The 20,584-nt window shown below is 63.2% G+C and carries 17 protein-coding genes; 9 read left to right on the top strand and 8 right to left on the bottom strand.

Translation table 11 applies throughout. The annotated features are described in order from the left end of the window. Positions 1–15 precede the first annotated feature (15 nt). From L1075_RS07685 to L1075_RS07655, 7 genes are all read right to left on the bottom strand, one after another. Positions 16–1,020, bottom strand: a complete 1,005-nt coding sequence (locus L1075_RS07685; RefSeq protein WP_246941249.1) for an ion transporter — start codon at positions 1,018–1,020, stop codon at positions 16–18. 82 nt (positions 1,021–1,102) lie between these two features. Further along, positions 1,103–1,618: an acyl-CoA thioesterase gene (locus L1075_RS07680; protein WP_040243032.1), complete on the bottom strand. Its 516-nt coding sequence runs from the start codon at positions 1,616–1,618 to the stop codon at positions 1,103–1,105. A gap of 108 nt (positions 1,619–1,726) precedes the next feature. Next, a complete protein-coding gene (locus tag L1075_RS07675; RefSeq protein WP_040243030.1) occupies positions 1,727–3,037 on the bottom strand; it encodes a short-chain fatty acid transporter in 1,311 nt (436 codons plus the stop codon). A 66-nt stretch (positions 3,038–3,103) separates the two neighbouring features. Continuing rightward, complete coding sequence (locus L1075_RS07670; RefSeq protein WP_246941247.1) at positions 3,104–4,459, bottom strand: MATE family efflux transporter; 1,356 nt, start codon at positions 4,457–4,459, stop codon at positions 3,104–3,106. 124 nt (positions 4,460–4,583) lie between these two features. Continuing rightward, on the bottom strand, positions 4,584–4,832 hold the full coding sequence (locus L1075_RS07665; protein ID WP_011508227.1) for a YfhL family 4Fe-4S dicluster ferredoxin: 249 nt from the start codon (positions 4,830–4,832) through the stop codon (positions 4,584–4,586). Between the two features lie 11 nt (positions 4,833–4,843). Further along, a complete protein-coding gene (gene coaD / locus L1075_RS07660) occupies positions 4,844–5,347 on the bottom strand; it encodes a pantetheine-phosphate adenylyltransferase (protein ID WP_040243026.1) in 504 nt (167 codons plus the stop codon). 79 nt (positions 5,348–5,426) lie between these two features. Then, positions 5,427–7,304 carry a beta-ketoacyl synthase gene (locus L1075_RS07655; RefSeq protein WP_040243356.1) on the bottom strand — a complete coding sequence of 626 codons (1,878 nt, stop codon included), beginning with the start codon at positions 7,302–7,304 and terminating at the stop codon, positions 5,427–5,429. A gap of 318 nt (positions 7,305–7,622) precedes the next feature. Between L1075_RS07655 and trmB the strand changes: the two genes are divergently transcribed. From trmB to dacB, 3 genes are all read left to right on the top strand, one after another. After that, a complete protein-coding gene (gene trmB / locus L1075_RS07650; protein WP_040243025.1) occupies positions 7,623–8,306 on the top strand; it encodes a tRNA (guanine(46)-N(7))-methyltransferase TrmB in 684 nt (227 codons plus the stop codon). Between the two features lie 45 nt (positions 8,307–8,351). Then, positions 8,352–8,684, top strand: coding sequence for a DMT family transporter (locus L1075_RS07645; protein ID WP_175575822.1), 333 nt, complete (start codon positions 8,352–8,354; stop codon positions 8,682–8,684). Positions 8,685–8,793: 109 nt separating this feature from the next. Then, positions 8,794–10,272: a D-alanyl-D-alanine carboxypeptidase/D-alanyl-D-alanine endopeptidase gene (dacB, locus tag L1075_RS07640; protein WP_040243021.1), complete on the top strand. Its 1,479-nt coding sequence runs from the start codon at positions 8,794–8,796 to the stop codon at positions 10,270–10,272. 13 nt (positions 10,273–10,285) lie between these two features. Here the strand turns inward: dacB and L1075_RS07635 are convergent, their stop codons facing one another. Further along, on the bottom strand, positions 10,286–11,263 hold the full coding sequence (locus L1075_RS07635; RefSeq protein WP_246894433.1) for an MDR family oxidoreductase: 978 nt from the start codon (positions 11,261–11,263) through the stop codon (positions 10,286–10,288). Between the two features lie 224 nt (positions 11,264–11,487). Between L1075_RS07635 and L1075_RS07630 the strand changes: the two genes are divergently transcribed. The 6 genes from L1075_RS07630 (at position 11,488) to L1075_RS07605 (ending at position 20,348) form a co-directional block, all read left to right on the top strand. Next, on the top strand, positions 11,488–11,859 hold the full coding sequence (locus tag L1075_RS07630) for a diacylglycerol kinase (protein WP_246894432.1): 372 nt from the start codon (positions 11,488–11,490) through the stop codon (positions 11,857–11,859). A 67-nt stretch (positions 11,860–11,926) separates the two neighbouring features. Next, positions 11,927–12,106 (top strand): hypothetical protein, encoded by a 180-nt coding sequence (locus L1075_RS07625; RefSeq protein WP_246894431.1) that lies wholly within the window; start codon positions 11,927–11,929, stop codon positions 12,104–12,106. Between the two features lie 2 nt (positions 12,107–12,108). Further along, positions 12,109–13,584 (top strand): sodium:solute symporter family protein, encoded by a 1,476-nt coding sequence (locus L1075_RS07620; protein WP_246941245.1) that lies wholly within the window; start codon positions 12,109–12,111, stop codon positions 13,582–13,584. Between the two features lie 100 nt (positions 13,585–13,684). Then, positions 13,685–16,729 carry a bifunctional [glutamate--ammonia ligase]-adenylyl-L-tyrosine phosphorylase/[glutamate--ammonia-ligase] adenylyltransferase gene (glnE, locus tag L1075_RS07615; RefSeq protein ID WP_246941243.1) on the top strand — a complete coding sequence of 1,015 codons (3,045 nt, stop codon included), beginning with the start codon at positions 13,685–13,687 and terminating at the stop codon, positions 16,727–16,729. Between the two features lie 214 nt (positions 16,730–16,943). Beyond that, positions 16,944–18,527 (top strand): peptide MFS transporter, encoded by a 1,584-nt coding sequence (locus L1075_RS07610; protein WP_246894428.1) that lies wholly within the window; start codon positions 16,944–16,946, stop codon positions 18,525–18,527. A gap of 3 nt (positions 18,528–18,530) precedes the next feature. Then, positions 18,531–20,348 (top strand): aminopeptidase P family protein, encoded by a 1,818-nt coding sequence (locus L1075_RS07605; RefSeq protein ID WP_246941241.1) that lies wholly within the window; start codon positions 18,531–18,533, stop codon positions 20,346–20,348. The last annotated feature ends 236 nt before the right edge of the window (positions 20,349–20,584 follow it).

The following is a 20,584-nucleotide window of genomic DNA, read 5'->3' as shown; positions in this document are numbered from 1 at the left end:
CACTCAAGATGGTTTTCACCGGAGGTCGAGTTCGTCTCTCCAGCGCTGTACGGCGATCTCGTCCTTGAGCATTTCCAGCGTTTCGATCAACACCTGTTCGGTAACGCGATCGGTGCGCTGGTCGACGTATAGCCAGGCATCGATGCCGCTTCCCGCCAGGTCGCCGATGAGACTCTTGAAACGCGGCGAACGTAGTCCATCGATGACCTCGTGGACCACGCGGCTGGCAACGTCACTCAGGCTGCGCTCCATGGCCTGGGCCATTTGTTCGCCCATGGGTAGGCGTCTCAGCCGGGCGAGTTCCTGGTTTTCCTCGAGCGTACGGGTAACTAAGGTCGCCACGTAGCGGTGCACCTCCTGATGATTCTCGGCGTAGCTCTTGTCGACGATGGTTTCGAGGCGCTTGGCAATCTCGTCGACAAGCGCCTCCTTGCGTGGCTGAATCACCTTTTCTGAGAGACGTTTGGTGAAGTCGTCGCTACGTCGGACTTCCTCTTGCAAGCTGCTCAGCAGGCGCGTTGCCACGCGATCGGAAAGCTCCTCCATGAGTACGCGGTAGTAGCGCTCGAAGAAGGCGTATAGACCCCAGCGGCGAATGTCGATCGCCCCCAGGCGCTGCAACCGAATCAGCAGCGAGATGAGACGCAGTACACGCAGGATACGGAAGCCGCTGATCGGAATGCACCCCAGCACGTCATACCAGTGCACGAACGGATAGAAAAACCAGCGGGCATAGCGGCGTTCGGCAATGGCCACCGCCCAGCCGGCCAGGACATCGAGCAGGAAGATGCTCACGAAGACCAGGTCGATGGTCATGAAACGCTGATGAATGGCGCTGCCATAAGCCTGGTGGAGGCTCGGTGCCAACGCTTCCAGCCCGGCATTCAGGGGCGGCAAGAGAAACAGACTATCGACGAGCAGCAGCAACAGGTTCGCCGAGACCAGCACCACGATGGCGATGTCCCAGACGAGATAAAGGCGCTCGCGTCGGCGCGAGCCAGCGGTGGAAGGTGCGCTCATCAAATTCTCCGTCGGCGGCGCCGCGCCAAGGCGGCGGCAGGCGTCATGCACGTGGTCACGCTACCAGTTTCGCGGTGTCGCGTCAGGGTGCCTCGCGGGTCTCATTGAGATGCGCCTGGGCGCGCTGTTCTTCCTGCTCCTCTTGCTTGCGCATTTTCTTGCGTAATTTGGCTTTCTCGAAACGCAGCTTCTGCAATGGCGTATCGAGTTGTAGCTGTGGCACGGGGTTGGGATGCCCCTCGCCATCTACCGCGACCATGGTCAGATAGCAGCTGTTGGTGTGGCGAATCACGCGATCCTGGATCGACTCGGCGATGATCTTGATGCCGATCTCCATCGAGGAATGCCCGACATAGTTGACCGAGGCCAGGAAGGTGACCAGCTCACCAACGTGGATGGGTTGTTTGAAGCGTACCTGGTCCACCGACAGCGTGACGACATAGGAACCGGAGTAACGGCTAGCGCAGGCATAGGCGACCTCGTCGAGCTTCTTGAGAATCGCGCCGCCATGCACCTTGCCGCTGAAGTTGGCCATGTCAGGGGTCATCAGCACCGTCATGGTGAGTTCATGCTGGCGGGGGAGGTCGTCAGGCGCCATGGGTCACAGTCCTACTGAGGTCGCGGAATGAATAGAGGCGCAAGATGTACCATGTTTTGCCCCGCCTTGTCGCTTCCGTTTGCCGTTCGATGCGCGGGCGGGGCCGGTTTACAGAAAGGTCAGCCCAAGCGCGATGATGATGCCCGTCACCACCAACTGAATCAGGCAGAAGCCCATGATGTCCTTGGCCTTGAGACCCGCGATGGCCAGCATGGGAAGCGCCCAGAATGGCTGCAGCAGGTTGGTCCAGGCATCGCCCCAGGCGACCGCCATGGCGACGCGAGGGATGTCCGCGCCCAGCGAGGCGGCAGCGGGCAGCATGACCGGGGCCTGGACGGCCCATTGCCCGCCACCCGAAGGAACGAACAGGTTGACGATGCCGGCACTGATGAACGACCAGAAAGGCAGCGTCTGGGCGGTGGAGAGCGCCACGAATCCCTCGGAAAGCGTCTGCGCCAGTCCCGACTGCATGATGATCGCCATGATACCGGCGTAGAAGGGAAACTGGATGACGATGCCGGTGCCGCCCTTGATGGCCTCATGCAAGCTGTCCAGCAGGCTGCGGGGCGTGCGGTGCAACACGATGGCTAGAGACAGAAACAGGAAGTTGACGATGTTGAGGTTCAGGCTGCCGCTTCGGAACACGAAATAGTCGAGCAGGAACAGCAATCCGGGGATGCCGACCAGCCACGCTAGCCAGGGACTCTTCTCCAACCGTTCCGCCGGTCGATTGGCCGGGCTCAGGTCGCGCGGAGCTTCATCGAGCAGTGCGGGGTCGACGTACATGCTGTCGCGCTCGTCGGGAAGCATGAAGCGATTGACCAGCGGCACGGCAATGAACATCGCCAGGACGATGGCCAGGTTGAAGAAAGCGAAGATGGTCTCGGAAGTAGGGATGACGCCGATCTGGTCAGCCGTGAAATGGCCTTCGGTGGCAATGGTCAAGGGAATCGAGCCGGCCAGCCCGCCATGCCATACCACGAACCCTGAATACGCACTGGCGATCAACAGGCGGTAGTCGACCCGTATTTGCCTTGCCAAGGCTTTGGCGAACAAGGCGCCGATCACCAGGCCGAAGCCCCAATTGATCCAACTGGCGGCCAGAGAGACCAGCGACACCAGCACGATGGCACTGGCGGGTCCCTTGGCCAAGCTGGCGATCTTGTCGAGCAGGCGTTTGACGGGTGGGCTGCTGGCCAGCATGAAGCCGGTGACCAGCACCAGTAGCATCTGCATCGAGAAGGACAGCAGCCCCCAGAAGCCATCGCCCCAATAGCGCATAATGGTGAGGGGTGACTGACGCTCGATCAGCATGGCGGCGATGGCGGCCACTAGGGTCAACAGCAGTACGAAGATATAGGGATCGGGTAGGTAGCGTTCGACCAAGCGTACCGCAGGGCGCGATAACAGCTTTAACATGGGAGTCTCCCTAAGAGGTTGTTGTTATGGAGATAACGATAACCTCTCAAGAGGATCTCCTATTACTCAACCTTGGTCCTGTATCCCTTGGTCGCAACTGGGCGGCACGGCGCTTGTCCAGCGCGTTCGCCGATAGTGCAGGTAGACACCGGCGAGGCTTGCCGAGCGCACCAGAGTGAACGCGGTGAAGGCGAGCCACAGGCCATGATTGCCCAGCGGTTGCGTGAACCACCACACCGGCAGGTAGACGGCGAGCGCCAGCAGAATGGTATCGCGCATTTCGCGGGTCGCGGTGGCGCCGATGAAGACACCATCGAGCAGGTAACTCCATACCGCGATGGCCGGCATGACGATCATCCAGGGTAGATAGTCCCCCGCCGTGGCGCGCACGTCCGGAAGATCGGTGAGCAGGGCAATCAAATAGTCGCCACCGAAGAAGAATGCCGCCATGGCGACGCCGGCGGTCATCAGCGAGAACCGCGCGGCGGCGCGCACCGAGGCCCCGAACAGCGGCCAGTCACGGCGTCCCACGGCACGGCCGGTCAAGGCCTCGGCGGCATGGGCGAAGCCGTCCAACGCGTAAGACGTAATCATGATGAACTGCATCAGCACGGCGTTGGCGGCGAGCACCGTATCGCCCTGACTGGCGCCTTGGGCGGTGAAGAAGGCCATGGCGAACAGCAGCCCCAGCGTGCGCACGAACAAGTGCCGATTGACCTGGAACAGCTCGGAGTAGGCGGCAAGGCGCAGCAGTCGCTGGCGCAGGAAGTGCCCCTTGAGCAGCTTCAGTTGACGCGCCACTAGCCACAGGCCGACGGCCAGCGCGGTGTAATCGGCGATGACCGTGGCCCAGGCCACGCCGTCGCTGGTCATGCCCAGCCCAACCACGAACAACAGGTCGAGCACGATGTTGACGCTATTGGTGAGCACCATGATCGCCAGCGTGACCCGCGAATTCTGCTGGCCGAGGAACCAGCCAAGAATCGCGTAATTGGCCATCACCGCCGGGGCCGAGAGGATGCGAATATGGGCATAGCTCGCCGCCAGTGACATGGCGGCCTCGCTGCCGTCGAGCAGGTAAAGGCCGAAGCTGATGAGCGGTTCGGCGAGCAGGATCAACATCACGCCGATACCCAGCGCCAGCAACAACGACTGCCCCAGCAGGTTACGTATGTCGCTGTCGTCCTCGCGTCCCGCGGCTTGAGAGGTCAAACCGGTGGTGCCCATGCGCAGGAAGCCGAATCCCCAGTAGAGAAAGCTGAACAGCGTGGCGCCGAGGGTTACGGCGGCCATGTAGCGCGAATCCGGCAGGTGCCCGACCACGGCGGTATCCACCAGCCCCAGCAATGGCACGGTGATGTTGGAAAGAATGATCGGCCAGGCGAGTGGCCAGATGCGTGTCGGGGAGCGTGAAGTGGACACGGAATTCCGTTGTTTGCGTTGGACGTTTACGCCTGGCGAGTCGCCCGCGAGACATGAAAAGAACGGAGGGGTGCGGAGACTGCCCTCGCGGGCCGTCGACGCTGCGTATCGTGCATGGCCGCGCTCAGGCGGCGGTAATCAGTCGATACTTGTGCATGAGCTGGTCGTGGGTTTCGCTGCGCTCGGGATCGAGGGGAATACAGTCGACCGGGCACACCTGCTGGCACTGAGGCTCGTCGAAATGACCGACGCACTCGGTGCACAAGTTGGGGTCGATGACGTAAATCTCCTCACCCGGGGAAATGGCGCCATTGGGGCACTCGGGTTCGCAGACATCGCAGTTGATGCACTCATCGGTGATCATCAGGGCCATAAAAGTGTCCTCTACTGCGTATCGGGCGACGCGGGGTCTGGGGCGAAATGCCGGCTCAATGCGTCGACTACGCAAGGATGCACGAGCTTGGAGACATCTCCCCCGAGACGCGCGATCTCGCGCACGATGGTGGAAGAAATATACGAGTTTTCTATCGCGGGCGTCAGGAACAAGCTCTCGATATGGGGTGCCTGGGCCCGATTCATATTGGCCAATTGTAACTCATATTCGAAATCGGATACTGCTCTCAATCCTCGCAGGATGATGCGTGCCCCTTGCTGATCCAGCAGCTGCGTCAGCAACCCACTGAAGCCGACGACCGTGACGTTGTCGAGATCAGCGGTGATCTCTTCGATCAGTGCGACGCGGGTCTCCAGCGACAATGCGGGTTGCTTGCGCGGGCTCGCGGCTACCGCCACCACGACCTTGTCGAACATACGTGCGGCACGTTCGATCAGGTCGTAATGACCATGGGTGACGGGGTCGAAGGTGCCGGGGTAGACCACGATATTCATGGATACATCCTGTGCCGAGGTACCAACAGGGTAGTGGTTGCCCAAGGCCGGCGGCAATCGTGCCGCCGGCCGGATGTGCCTAGGACAGTCGGCCGTAGGGGTTGTCGACCGCCAGCGAGACCGGCTGATCGAAGCCAGGAATATGCAGCGTGTCGCGTGTCATCGAGAGTTCCGGTCCTTCGAGAACACCTTCGCCGAAACGGTAGGTGACCTCGAATTGGCCGCTGTCGGAGGTCGCCAGGTATGCCTCGGAAGCGGCTAGGGTCGTTTCGCGACGCTGCTTCCAGTCGTCGATCGCACGCTGGCCGTGGCGCTGGGTCAGTAAGCGCTCGGTGGCGGCCGGCGAAATGACCAGGCCGGTGGCGTTATTGCCGCCAAAGCCCTTGGCATTGATGAAAGCCGCATCGGCCTCGAAGGGAATCGGGTCGCGGAAGAAGCGCAGGCGCTCGGCGAAGACGTCATCGGCCACCGCATCCAGGGTGAAGATGCCGGGAATGATGCCGTGGGCGAAGGTGCCCAGTGCGCTGGCCATCTGATCGCCCGCTGCGCCACCTTGTGAATGGCCGACGAATGCCTTGACGGCGGTCACCGGCCACGACTCGATGCCATGCGCGCGCGCCACCATGTCGAACACATGCGACTCGGTGGTGCGGTTCTTGGGGGTGCTCGTGCCGTGCGCGTGTAGATAGCTGCGCTTGCGTACCGCTTCCTCGCCGAGCATGTCGCTGGCAAGACTGACCGCCTTGGCCAGGGTGATGTAATTGCCGATGCCCGGTGCGGAGATCGAGCGCTTCCAGCCATCGGCGTTGACGAAGACACCCGGCACGGCGCCGAGAATCTGCGCGCCTGTTTCCAGCGCCAAAGAGTCGTCCATCAGCAACAAGAACTGGGTCGACTCGGCGATGGTGAAGCCGCAGTTGCGCGCGAAGGGGCGGCACGCACGCTGATAATCACTGTCGGTGAGCAGCGTCAGGGCATCGAGCGCCTTGAGGCTTTCGTCATCGGCCAGCGCCCCCATGGTGCGGAAGCCCTCGACGATTTCCGGGGTGATCGGTGCATCGCTGGTGCCTACCATGACCACGCGCCGCCGCCCGCTGCGAATGTCCTCCAGCCCCAGGCGCAGGTTATAGAGGAAGCTGGCGCAGGCGCCGAGCACGGCACCGGTGGCACCGACGCTTCCCAGCACGTAGGCGTTGAGAAAGTCGGCGGGCATCTGCCCGTAGCCCAGCGGCATCTGCTTGGAGGTGGCGCGTCCGCCGCCGACGAAGCTCTGCAGCAGGCCACCCCAGCCCTCGTTGTCGAGCTGGCCGATGGAGTTGCCGGCATACACGGCGATGGCGTCCGGGTCGAGCCGATTGCGCAGCGCTGCCCAGTCGAGACCACTTTGGCCGAGGCAGTCGGAGGCGCCGAAGATCGTCATCGCCAAGCCGCGCGGATGGTGCACGCTGCGATACAGCGTGTCCGGCGAAAAGCCGCTGGGCAGTTGCCCAGCCGAGCGCACCAGAGCGCTGCGACGTTCGGGGAGCAGCACGTCCAGCGCTCCCGGCGGGATCACGACTTCGACCATGCGTTTGTCGATCTCGCGCACTTGCCAAGTAGCCGGCACGTCGTTTGGAAGCTGGCGGCGGCGCACGCGAAAGGTCAGCTCGGCATTGAGATCGAGCTGTGCGGCGCGATTGGCGGGGATGCCTTCGCTGCCAAAACGCTCGTCCTCTATACGGCGAATCAGGGTATGGTCGAGCACGTGCTGGCGATAGCGTGCGACGACGTCGGCGTCGTCGAGAATCTCGCCCTGGGAGTCCTGCCAGCCGCCGCTTTCTTCGCGCGAAACGAGCTGCATCATGGCGGCCAGGGCGAGAATGGTTTGTGCCTGAAGGGTATCGGGCAAAGCGTCGAGAATCGTTCGGCGATAAGCTTGGTGGCCCGAGGTTCTGCCGGCGGCGTTAACACCGCCCATGCCGACGATCACCGGTAACTGTGACAAGCCGCGTTCCTCGTAATGCTGTGGATGACGATGCGTCATGATTCGTGACCGGCACGCGTCGGCCGGATATGTCGCGCCCTCCCGTACGATATAGGATATAGATAGGGCGCGTGGCATCTTAATGAGCCTGGGAATGATAGCACCCGGGTGCGAGTGGCGTCATGCGAACACTGTCCGATAAAGTGGAAACGACACCCACTGCGATCCCCCTACGGGGCGATGTCATGACGCTCGATCAGCCTCGGCAGTCTGCTAGAATGGCATTTCGTTCAGTCGTTTACAGAGTCGTCCATGCATGCCAATTCCCGCGCCATCGTCACCCAGCAGACCGCGCCGCACGAGGATCTCTCGCGGCGTGTGTCGCGGGCGCTGACGCACCCCTGGCGAAAACCGTTGGCATCGCACACACGGATAGCGTTCGGCGCGGCGCGGACATGGTTGCATGAGCAGGACAAACCGCTGATTCTCGACGCGGGCTGTGGCGTGGGGCTGTCCACCCGACGTCTGGCCGCGCGTTTTCCCGGTCATGCGGTGATCGGCATCGATCGCAGCGCCGACCGCCTGTCCCGCGAACACGGCGAACTACCGGACAACGCCTTGTTGATACGTGCCGATCTGGTGGATTTCTGGCGTTTGGCGCTACAAGAAGGATGGCAGCCGGCACGTCATTATCTGCTCTATCCCAATCCGTATCCCAAGCCAGCGCATCTCAAGATGCGCTGGCACGGCCACCCGGTGTTTCCGGCCCTGGCGGGGCTCGGGGGCGAACTGGAAGCGCGCTCCAACTGGCGACTCTATCTCGAGGAATTGGCCCTGGCGCTGGCGCAAGCCACGGGGCGCGAACCGCATCTCGAGCCCTGCGAGCCGTCGGGCGAGTATCTCACGCCTTTCGAACACAAATATCACGCCAGCGGCCAACCACTATGGCGATTGACGGTGACGCTGGCGCACCGCCCTGCGTTGCTGCCCACGTAGCGTAGCCCACGTAGCGAGTAGGCAGCATGGGCTTTCAGGAGACCGATTATGGTGTATGTATTCTTGGCCATCGCGATCATCGCCGAGGTCGTGGCCACCAGCGCGCTCAAGGCGTCCCAGGAGTTCACTCGCTTGTGGCCGAGCGTGACCGTGGTCGTGGGCTACGCCTTGGCGTTTTACATGCTCACGCTGGCGCTTCGGGATTTGCCGGTGGGCATCGCCTATGCGTTCTGGGCCGGGCTTGGCATCGTGCTGGTCACCCTGATTGGGGTGGTGGTGTATGGTGAGAAACCCGATTTACCCGCGATTCTCGGTCTGGGAATGATCATCGCCGGGGTTGCCATCATCCAGGTGTTTTCGCGTATGTCCGCGCATTAGGCGCTATCCGAAAAGTGCCTATGCTCGAACGTGCGTCGCCATCGCACTCGACGAGGAGCCCTGCTAGCCTGGCGGACGATGTACGTTCGTCCAGGGAAGGAAAAATCTCATGCTGAGTAGGCTATTCCAATGCCGACGCCTGCGCTCCTCGCAGCGTGTCGGGCGTCGTGTGCTCACGCTTCTGGTCTTGATGAGCTTGCCGCTAGCCGCGCAGGCCGAAGGGTTCGACAATCTCTCCTCGTTGGCCGACAAGGGCTTCGTCATCGGCGCTCAGGCGCAGTTGTTGGGGAGCGGCGAAAGCCTGGGTGCGCTCGATCCTACGCGACGGCTTTCGCCGGCCTCGGTGACCAAGCTCTATACCGCCGCCGCGAGCCTCGACCGCTGGGGACCGCAGCATCGTTTCACCACGCAGTTGATGGCCACCGGCGATGTCGATGCCCAGGGCGTGCTGCATGGCGATCTGGTGCTCGATGGCGGCGGCGACCCCGCCCTGACCAGCGAAAACCTATGGCGCCTGGTGCAACGCTTGCGTGAACGCGGCGTGCGTGCCGTCGATGGCCAATTGGTGGTCAGCCAATGGCGCTTTGGTCCAGTAACCTGTGTGACTACCGACCGCTGCAAGGCGCGCACGCGCTCCGACAATGCCTATAGCGCCTCATTGTCATCGGCGGCGGTGAATTACGGCAGTTGGTGCAATCGGGTCAAGCCCGGCGCAGCTGTGGGCGACGCGGCCTCCATCAGCGATTGCGCGACGGTGGCCCCTCTCATACGCCTCGATAATCAGGTCAAGACCGTGGCGCATGGCGGAGACACGCGCCTGAATGCCGAGCGCATCAGCAGTGAGCGCGGCGATACGTTGCGCGTCAGTGGGCAGATCGCGCGCGATAGCTTCTCGCGCGAAATCTATCGCGGCAGTTCCGATCCCGCCGAACAGACCGCCAAGACCTTGATGGCGTTGCTCGGACAGGCAGGGGTCGAAGTCAAGGGCTACGCAACCAGCACGACACCGCCGCCGACCACCGCCAAACGCTTGGCGGCGGTGGATGGCAAGCCGTTGCAGGAATTGCTGCTGCGCATGCTCAATTATTCCAATAACTTCATGGCCGATACCCTGGCGCTGGACCTCGTCGCCAAGCCGCGCGCCGAGCTACAGGACGCCGGTGACGCCCTGATGCGTTTCGCTCAAAAGCTACCGGGCCACGGCGTGCCGACGCTCGCCAGCGGCAGTGGCCTGACCCCCGAGAACCGCGTCTCGGCGCGTGATCTCAATGCCTTGTTGTCAGCGATGTATCAGCGCTCGGCGCTGTTTCCGACCTTCGTGGCCGGCCTGCAACTGCCGACCAACGGCCCCATGCATTTCATTCGCCGAGGCAGCGACACCTTCCAGCAGAGCGTCATGCTCAAGACCGGTACGCTCAACGAGCCGGTCACGGTGCGTGCGGTGGCCGGCTATTTCCGCACCCAAACCGGGCGTTGGGGCAGCTTCGCAGTGCTGGTCAACGGCACCTCGCAAACGCCGTATCTCGCTTGGCGACAAGTACTGCCCCTGGTAGCGGCGGACTTGACGAATATGATCGAGGCCCACTGAGAGCCCGCATCCGCTAGCGTCGTGGATCGATGAGCACACGCCCGTGGGTGCGGCCTTCGAGCATGGCTTGGGCGCGGTCAGTGACGTCTTCGAGACCAATCTCCTCGACATGCATGTGCGAAAACAATGCATTGGGCAGGGCGGCGATGCGTTGCCATGCTGCGCGGCGCCGGTCGAAGGGGATATACACGCTGTCCACGCCGAGCAGCGACACGCCGCGCAGGATGAATGGCATCACCGTGGTCGAGAGCGCGGCGTCGCCGGCCAGTCCCACGGCAGCGACCTTGCCCGAGTAATTCATTTGCGCCAGGAGGTTGGCCAGGATCTGGCCGCCGACGGTATCCACGGCGCCCGCCCACTGGGTCGATTCGAGGGGCCGGCCGCGGGCTTCGAAGTCGGCGCGGGGCAGGATGGCATGGGCGCCGAGAGTCTCGAGCCAGGCATTCTGCTCGGGTTTGCCGGTGATGGCGTGAACCTCGAACCCTTCATGGGCAAGGATCGACACGGCCCAGCTGCCCACGCCGCCGCTAGCGCCGGTCACCACGACCGGTCCATCGCCGGGCCCGAGCCCGGCTTCTTTCAGTCGCATGACACTGAGCATGGCGGTCAGCCCGGCGGTGCCGAAGAGCATTGCCTGGCGGGTGCTGAGCGGTTGCGGACAGGGTACCAGCCAGTCGGCATCGACCCGCATGGCCTCGGCGAAGCCGCCCCAATGACGCTCGCCGACGCCCCAACCGGTAAGGATGACGCGGTCGTCGGCGGCGAAGCGCGCATCTGTGGAGTCCGTCACCGTGCCGGCGAAATCGATGCCCGGTACCAGCGGATACTCGCGCACGATCTTGCCTTGGCCGGTGATCGCCATGGCGTCCTTGTAGTTGAGGTCCGAATAGTCGATCGCGACGCGTACCGCACGTTCCGGCAACTGGCTTTCATCGAGCGTGTCGAGGCGCGCGCGGGGGGATTCGTCGTGGAGCATGAGTGCACGGGGCATGGAAGACTCCTGCGGTTAGAGGGAAAGCGCTGTAGCGAGCATGAATCATTAGCCTAGCGTTGAGCCAAGAGTGTCGACAACGCGACCTTGGCGGGATACCGTCCCATTTGCATGGCGTTGCCTTGGGTAGCGCCTTTGTTACCATCCCAGTTTGCCGTGTGCGTCGCCGTCCGGGTCGTTGCGTGAGCGGCCATCGAGAACCCCTGAGTTGAGGACCGAGCGCGATGAAATCCCACCAGACCGGCTTGCGCCACTTGACCAGTTCCACGTGTTATTCGCTCAAGGGGCTGCGTGCCGCGTTTCGCAACGAAGCGGCGTTTCGCCAGGAAGTGGGGATTTGCGTGATACTCCTGCCCTTGGCGTGGTGGATCGGTGCCACGCCGGTGGAATGGCTGCTGCTGGTGGGCAGTTGCGCGCTGGTACTGATCGTCGAGTTGCTCAATAGCGCGGTGGAAACCGTCGTCGACCGTATCGGTCCCGAGCACCACGAACTGTCCGGACGCGCCAAGGACATCGGCTCCGCCGCGGTGATGATCTCGCTGATCATGGCCGGTCTGACCTGGGGATTGTTGGCCTGGCAGAAATTCTTCGGCTGATGCCTGCGTGGCAGCTTTTCGACTATGCGATGTGCTCCGGCATGGCACGCCGCGCGTGAGGATCATCATGTTCCGACGCCTAGGATTTGCACTGCTTGGCGTGCTGGTGATGGCGGCCGTGATTGTCCCCTATACACTGCTGCGCGATGTTCAGGCCTGGTACGGCAGCCTGCTGTTCTGGGGGGCGATTGGACTCGCCGTGATCGTTCTCAATCTGTTGGTCACTGCCGATTTCAAGGAGAAGTGAGCATGTCGTCGACGCTCGTGTGGACGTCGGTGCTGGTGTATGTCGTCGTCGCCTTGGGGGTGGCATGGCAGTCACGCGAGCGCGGTCCCGGTAGGACGACCAGCATGGCGCATTATTTCCTCGGTGGGCGGCGCATGGGCGGGTTGGTGTCGGCGCTTAGCTATAGCGCGACGACCTACAGTGCTTTCATGATGGTGGGGCTGGCCGGTTTGACCTACGCCGGCGGGGTCGGGGCGCTGGGTTTTGAAATCGTCTACTTCGCCGGCGTGTCGCTGGTAGCGATCTTCGGGCCGCGCTTCTGGGCGGTGGGTAAGGCGTTCGGCTTCGTCACGCCCAGCGAAATGCTGGGGTACCGCTATGCGAATCGTGGCGTAGCGACGGCCACGGCGCTGGTCAGCAGCCTGTTTTTGATCCCTTATGCGGCGGTGCAACTGGCGGGCGTGGGGTATCTGCTGAGTGGCATGACCGACGGTGCGATCGGCTTCACCACCGGCGTGGCGGTCGCCACCGTGCTGGCGCTGGTCTTCACCTTCATTGCCGGGATTCGCTCGGTGATGTGGACCGATGCGCTGCAGGCGCTGTTGATGATCGTCGCCTCGACGGCCGTGGCGCTGCTGGTGGTGGCCTCGTTGGGTGGTTTCGAGACGCTGTTCGCGACGCTTGCCGATGAGCATCCCGAGTCACTCACCGTGCCGGGCGCGGGCCTGTTCACGCCGGCGACCTTCCTCGGCCTGACGATTCCATGGTTCTTCTTCAGCCTTTCCAATCCCCAGGTTAGCCAGCGACTCTTCATGCCGGCCTCGCTCCAGGCCATGCGCCGCATGCTGCTGGGGTTTCTGTGCTTCGGCCTAGTATATACCGCCGTCTCGGTACTGTGGGGCTTTTCGGCGCTGATCGCATTTCCCGATCTGGAGAACTCGGATCTCGCTACGCCGACCCTGCTGGCCTCCGCGCACGTGCCGCCGTTACTCGGCGTGCTGGTCATGGTCGGCATCCTGGCGGCGGCGGTCTCGACCATCGACTCGATCATGCTGACGCTGTCGTCGATGCTGTCACGGGATGTCTACGCGGTGGCCCGCCAAGGAAGCGACGAACGCCGCCAACTGTGGGTCGGCAAGGCCGTGTTGCCGTTGATCGCGTTGTTGGCACTGGCGTTCGCCGAGTTGCGCCTCGATCTGATCGCAGTGCTCTCGGTTGCTGCCTCGACTGGCCTGGTAGTCACCGTACCGGCGCTTATCGGCGCCTTCTTCTGGCGGGGCGGCAGTGCGGCGGGGGCCTTGGCCAGCATCCTCGGCGGTGGCGCCTGGGTCGTGGCGTTGTATGTCACAGACGCCAAGCCGTTGGGCTGGCCGCCGGGCATCTGGGCACTGCCGGTGGCGTGTGTGTTGTTCGTCGGTATTAGCCTGATCACGTCATCGCCGCGTCGCAGTGCCGAGACGTTCATCGCCGCCGCCGAGCGTGGTTTGCCGTGGCGGTGATGAGGACCGCTTGTGTGTAGCTTCCAGGCGATCAGCTCCGCTAAGCTGGGGCCATCATGCTTGCCCGGCGTCTGGTGCCGGGACGTTCCAGGAGAGTGTCATGGCCCTGCCCGAAGGATTCCTACCCGACGCCGATATTCCCGCACCGTTGCACGAGGCGCTGGGTGAAGCCACCGAGCGGCTCGACGATGCGCTGTGCCTGGCCGATCGCGTCGCTCAGGCGAAGCGGTCGTCGAGCGAAGCGGACGCCGATGCGGATATTGATGCCGAGGAGATGCCGAGTGCTACCTGGCTAGCGCTCTCGAACTTGCGCCGCGCCGAACTGGCGCGGGTCGTAGCACTTTCCGATTTCGCCACCGAGACGCTTGCGCGCGATCCTGGCTGGTTGCCGGTGCTGGATGCCGAAGGCGAACTGGATGAGTCGCCGTCGCGCGAGACCTGGGAGGCGGAACTCGCCGAGCGCCTCGAGGCCGCCGAGGATGAGGCGGCCATGCAGGCCGCGATACGCCGCTTCCGGCGGCTGCGCATGCTGGGCATCGTATGGCGCGATTTATGCCGTGCGCCGCGCGGTCAGGGTGATGAGGCTGGCATGTGGGGCACGGCACGTGATGTCAGCAGCCTGGCGGAGATCTGCCTCGATGGCGCTCTGGGCTGGCTCGAGGACTACTATGCGCCGCGCTGGGGGCAACCGGCTCTCCGGGCTGACGGCACACCGCAACGCTTGGTGGTACTGGGCATGGGCAAGCTTGGTGCGGGCGAGCTCAATCTGTCCTCGGATATCGATCTGATCTTCGCTTTCGCCGAAGAGGGCGAAACCCAGGGCGGTCGTCGGGCGCTCTCGCATCAGGAATATTTCACTAAGCTGGGCCAGAAACTCATCGGTGCGTTGGACGCGGTGACCGACGAAGGCATGGCGTTTCGTGTCGACATGCGCTTGCGCCCACTCGGCGATGGCGGCCCGCTGGTCGGCAACTTCGCGACCCTGGCCAGCTACTATCAAGATCAAGGGCGCGAATGGGAACGCTACGCCATGCTCAAAGCGCGTCCAGTAGCCGGCGATCTCGAAGCCGGCGCCGAGCTGCTCGCCTCGCTGCGGCCGTTCGTGTATCGCAAATACCTGGATTTCGGCGCCATCGAATCGTTGCGCGAGATGAAGCGGCTCATCAATCGCGAGGTCAAGCGCAAGGGCATGGCCGACAACATCAAGCTCGGCCCTGGCGGTATCCGCGAGGTGGAGTTCGTGGTCCAGGCGTTTCAGTTGATTCGTGGTGGGCGCGATACCGAACTCCAACTGACCTCGTTGGCGTCGGCCTTGCGCTGTTTGACGGACCTGGAACTTCTGCCGGGCGAGGTGACCGCTGCCCTGCGGGAAGACTACGCCTTTCTGCGCGATCTCGAGCATGCCTTGCAGGCCCAGAAGGACCGCCAAACCCAGACCCTGCCGGAGGATAGCCTAGGGCGTGAGCGTTTGGCGCTGGCGCTCGACATGGCCGACTGGCCGGCGCTCGTGGCGCGTTTGGACGAGGCGCGAGGGCGGGTGCGCGAGCATTTCGATGCCGTTATCGCGCCGCCCGAGGAGGAAGACGATGAGCAGAGCGTCCCCGAGGAGACCTCACACGAGGAGTTGGGCGCGCTCTGGCGCGAGGAGCTGACCCCGGCAGAGGCCCGCGAGACGCTGACGACCCTGGGGTTCGAGACGCCCGAGGCCATCTTCAAGCGACTTGCCGGTTTGCATCGTTCGCGTGCCGTGACGGCCATGCAACGCATCGGCTTCGAGCGTCTCGATGCCTTGATGCCGTTGCTGCTCGAGGCCGTCGGCGAGAGTCACGCACCGGATGTCGCGCTCGAGCGCGTATTGCCGCTGATCGAGGCGGTGCTGCGGCGCACCGCGTACCTGGCATTGCTGCGCGAGAATCCCGATGCGCTGCGTCAGTTGATTCGGCTCTGCGCTGCGAGCCCCTGGATCGCCGAGCAGTTGGCGCTCCATCCCGTGCTGCTCGATGAATTGCTGCACCCCGCCACGCTGTATTCGCCTGCCGACAAGGACGAACTCGCCGATGAACTGCGCCAGGCGCTAGCGCGGGTGCCCGAGGACGACGAAGAAGGCCAGCTCGATGCGCTGCGTATCTTCAAGCACGCCCAGGTGCTGCACGTCGCGGCCTCGGATATCGTCGGTGCGCGGCCGCTGATGAAGGTCAGCGATTACCTTACTTTCATCGCTGAGGTGATTCTCGAGCAGATACTGGCGATGGCCTGGAAGCAGGTGACACGTAAGTATGGTCGCCCCTCGCGCCGTCCCGGCGAGCGCGACAGCGACGACGCCAATTTCGCGATCATCGGTTACGGCAAGCTGGGCGGCATCGAGTTGGGTTATGGCTCGGACCTGGACTTGGTGTTTTTGCACGATGCCGATCCCAAGGGCGCCACTGATGGCGCCAAGGCCCTCGACAATGCGGTCTTCTTCACGCGCCTCGGTCAGCGCGTCATCCATTTGCTGACGGCCATGACGCCTAGCGGCGCGCTGTACGAGGTGGACATGCGTCTGCGGCCGTCCGGCAACGCCGGGCTGCTGGTGACGACGCTCGACGCCTTCGCCGACTATCAGCGCCAACAAGCCTGGACCTGGGAGCATCAGGCGCTGGTGCGTTCACGCGCGATTGCGGGTAATGCGGCGTTATGCGAGCGATTCGAGATGGTGCGCCGTGAGGTGCTGGGGCAGCCACGCGAGCCCGAACAACTGCGCGAGTCGGTCGTCGCCATGCGCCGCAAGATGCGTACGCATCTGGGCAGCAGTGATCAGGCCGGCCGCCAGGGTACGTTCCATCTCAAGCAGGATCCCGGTGGCATGGTGGATATCGAGTTCCTGTGTCAGTACGCAGTGCTGCGACTGGGCGACGAGGCGCCGGAAATGCTCGCCTTTAGCGACAACATGCGCATTCTCGAAACGCTGGAGGAAAGCGGCCGTCTTCCCTCCGAGCAGGCGCGCGAACTGCGTGAGGCGTATCTCACCTATCGTGGCATCAGTCATCGCGCCTCGCTGACCAAGGCCGGCAGCCAGGTCGATATCGCCGATATCGACGACCATCGCCGCCGGGTTCGCGCCATTTGGGCGCAATGGATGCAAGATGACGATGCCTCGCGATGAGCTGTGCTGGAAACAAGCTGTTACTTTTCGTGCTCACGATAACCCGGTGAATGGTTAGTACGACAAAAGTTGAGTATTGATCATTCGCGTGAAAACTTTATAGTCCGCCTCCGGCGATGGCATACGTGCCATCGCCGTTTTGTTTAGCCGCTCGCCCACAAGGCACGGCGAACGTCAGGCACAACCTGAAAGTTCTCAACGAGGCAGATAGTCAATGCGCTCTACCACGGATGTAGCATCGCTCCGCTCCCAAGAGGACCGGGGTTTCGCCGGTCACCCGCGAGCGCTGGGGCCGTTATTCTTCACCGAAATGTGGGAGCGCTTTTCCTACTACGGTATTCGCCCGCTTCTCGTACTGTTCATGGCCGCCACGGTCTTCGAGGGTGGGCTGGGCTTCACGCGTGAAACGGCTTCGGCCATCGTCGGTATCTATGCTGGCGCCGTCTATCTGTCGGCCTTGCCCGGCGGCTGGCTGGCGGACAATTGGCTGGGCCAGCGACGCGCCGTCTGGTACGGCTCGGTCCTCATTGCCTTGGGACACCTTTCCATCGCTTTTTCCGCCGTCTGGGGCGCGACCTGGTTTTTCATCGGGCTGGTGCTGATCGTGCTCGGCTCGGGGCTTTTCAAGTCCTGCATCTCGGTGATGGTGGGCAGCCTGTATGACCAGGGCGATGTGCGCCGCGACGGCGGCTTCGCCATCTTCTACATGGGCATCAATATCGGCGCCTTGCTGGCCCCGTTGTTCACCGGCTTGCTGATGCGCGAGTACGGTTGGCATTGGGGCTTCGGCATCGGTGGGCTGGGCATGTTGGTGGCCTTGCTGATCTTTCGCCTATCGGCCATTCCTTCCATGCGCCGCGCCGACAGCCTGCGGGGCCGCGCCGCCAGTTGGGATGCGCCGTCGGTCCACCGTCGCGGCGTGGGGTATTACGTCGCCGGATTGGCGATCGCGCTGGCGGGCTTCATCGCGTTGGTGGCGAACGACGTGATCACTTTGAACGCCGTGGCGATCGCCGAGGCCATGACCACGATCATCATCGTCTGTGCGCTTGGCTATTCCGTCTTTCTCTTCGGTTTTAACGGGCTCGATAAGCAGGAGCGCGCGCGTATCGTCGTGTGCTTCATCCTGATCATGGCGGCGGCGTTCTTCTGGGCGTCCTTCGAGCAACAGCCGACGTCTTATAACCTGTTCGCCCACGACTACACCGACCGCATGTTGTTCGGCTGGGAAGTGCCGGCGGTGTGGTTTCAGTCGTTCAACCCGGTTTTCATCATTCTGCTGGGGCCGCTCTTCGGTTGGTTATGGCCGGCACTCGGCCGCCGCCGCCTGGAGCCCGGCAGCCCGGTGAAGTTCGTGCTCGGGCTGCTGTTTGCGGCCGGTGGCTTTGCCTTGATGATGTTCGCGGCGATGCGCGTAGCAGGTGGGATCGATCAGGTCTCACCGCTGTGGATTACTGCCAGCCTGTTGCTGCTGACGATCGGCGAACTGTGCCTGAGCCCGGTCGGGCTCTCGACCATGAGCGCGTTGGCCCCCGTCAAGCTGCGAGGCCAGTTGATGGGGCTGTGGTTCACCGCCTCGGCGCTGGGGAACCTGGTCGCCGGGCTGATCGGCGGCCACGTCAACGCCGAGGAGTTGGAACAGTTGCCGGAACTGTTCGGGCGCTGCGCGGTGGCGTTGGTGCTGTGTGCCATCGTCTTGGCGCTGCTGACGCCGTTCATCAAGCGTATGCTGAAGGGCAATCCCACCGTCGATCCAGCCGGTGCCCCGACCTCTTCCAACGATACGACCGGAGCCTGAATCATGCCGCTGAGTGAACCTTCCCAAACGCCCGCCGCCCGCCTGGCCGCGCTGCGCGATGCCATGCGCGAACAGGGCGTTGATGCCTGGTGGTTGCCATCGTCCGATCCGCACAGTTCCGAATATCTGCCGCATCACTGGCAGGGTCGCGCTTGGCTTTCGGGCTTCGATGGTTCGGTGGGCACGCTGGTGATCACCCAGCAGGCGGCCGGGCTATGGGTGGACAGTCGCTACTGGGTACAGGCCGAGCAGCAACTGGCCGGGAGCGGCATCGAATTGATGAAACTCCAGCCCGGCCAGGCGCAGCGGCCCATGCAGTGGCTCGCCGAGCAACTTCCCGCAGGCGCCACGGTAGGCTTCGACGGCGCCGTGGTGTCGGCGGCCAACGTGCGTCAGATGGAGGCGCATCTGGCGCCGAAAGGGATCCGCTGGGAAGGCCACCGGGATTTGCTTGATGCCATCTGGCCGGACCGCCCCGCGTTGCCCGAGGCGCCGGTGCGTGCCCACCCGAGCGATTACGTAGATACCGCGCGGCGCGAAAAGCTGGCGACGTTGCGCGAGGAAATGGAGGCCCAAGGCGCCGATACGCACTTAGTCTCGACCCTCGACGACATTGCCTGGCTGACTAACCTGCGCGGTTCGGATGTCGACTTCAATCCGGTGTTCTTATCGCACCTGCTCGTCGAGGCGACGCGTGCCACCTTGTTCGTCGCCCCGGGCAAATTGGATGACGCCTTGGTCGGCAAGCTCGCCGACGACGGCATTGATGTCGCCGATTACGCGTGGGTGGCGGAGCGTCTCGCTGGGCTGTCTGCCGACGCGCGCCTGTTGATCGATCCGGCACGGGTCAGCCTGGCGCTGACGGAGGCCGTGCCGGAAGGCGTGAACGTCGTCGAGGCCTTTCAGCCGAGCACGCTTGCCAAGAGCCGCAAGAGCGACCGCGACATCGAGCATGTGCGCCACGCCATGGAGGAAGACGGCGCCGCGTTGTGCGCGTTCTTCGCCTGGCTGGAAGACGCATTGGCCAGCGACGAGACGGTGACCGAGCTGAACGTCGACGAGCGTATCACCGCCGCACGCGCTGAGCGCGACGGCTTCGTCTCGCGGAGTTTCGCGACCATCGCTGCCTTCAATGCCAACGGCGCGCTACCGCATTATCATGCCACTCCGGCGGCGCATTCCGTGATCGAGGGCGATGGTTTGCTGCTGATCGACTCGGGGGCCCAATATCTGGGCGGTACTACCGACATCACCCGTGTGGTGCCGGTGGGCGAGATCGACGCGGCGCACCGGCGCGATTTCACCCAGGTGCTCAAGGGCACCATCGCGTTGTCGCGTGCCCAGTTCCCGCGTGGCATCCCATCGCCGCAGCTGGACGCCATCGCCCGCGCGCCGCTGTGGGCCGCGGGCATCGACTATGGGCATGGCACCGGGCACGGTGTGGGCTATTTCCTGAATGTCCACGAGGGACCGCAGGTGATCGCGTGGTACGCGTCACCTACGCCGCAGTCAGCCATGCAGCCCGGCATGATCACCTCGATCGAGCCGGGCGCCTATCGGCCGGGGCAGTGGGGCGTGCGCATCGAGAACCTGGTGGTCAATCGTTCGGCTCAGCCCAGCGACTTCGGCGAGTTCCTGCGTTTCGAGACGCTCACGCTGTGCCCCATCGATACCCGAGCCATCGATATTGCGCTGCTCGATGATGCGGAAATCGCCTGGCTCAACGCCTACCATGACGAGGTTCGTCAACGCTTGATGCCCAAGGTCGAGGGGCCGGCTCGTGATTGGCTCGAGCGGCGTACGACGCCCATCGCCCGCTAAACGCTCTTGGTGCCGGGGCAAAAATTGAGCTTTCCTATCGCTATCATGCTAACAATTTATTGGTGGTATGAGACGCGTAGGAATAAAGTAAGCGGCATCTGGTGCTCATCAGATGTTTCACCCCTGCATCGTTTCGCGATGCACCCCTAGTAGTACCCTGCCTCGACCCGCGCAGCCCCCTGGCGCGGGTTTTTTTATGTGCTGTGTCCCCTGACATGAAAACGCCCATGCGGCGT

It is taken from the genome of Chromohalobacter beijerinckii, assembly GCF_023061185.1.
Lineage (GTDB): Bacteria > Pseudomonadota > Gammaproteobacteria > Pseudomonadales > Halomonadaceae > Chromohalobacter > Chromohalobacter beijerinckii.
The sequence above is the reverse complement of the archived record's forward strand: the minus strand, read 5'-3'. Positions and strand labels throughout refer to the sequence as shown.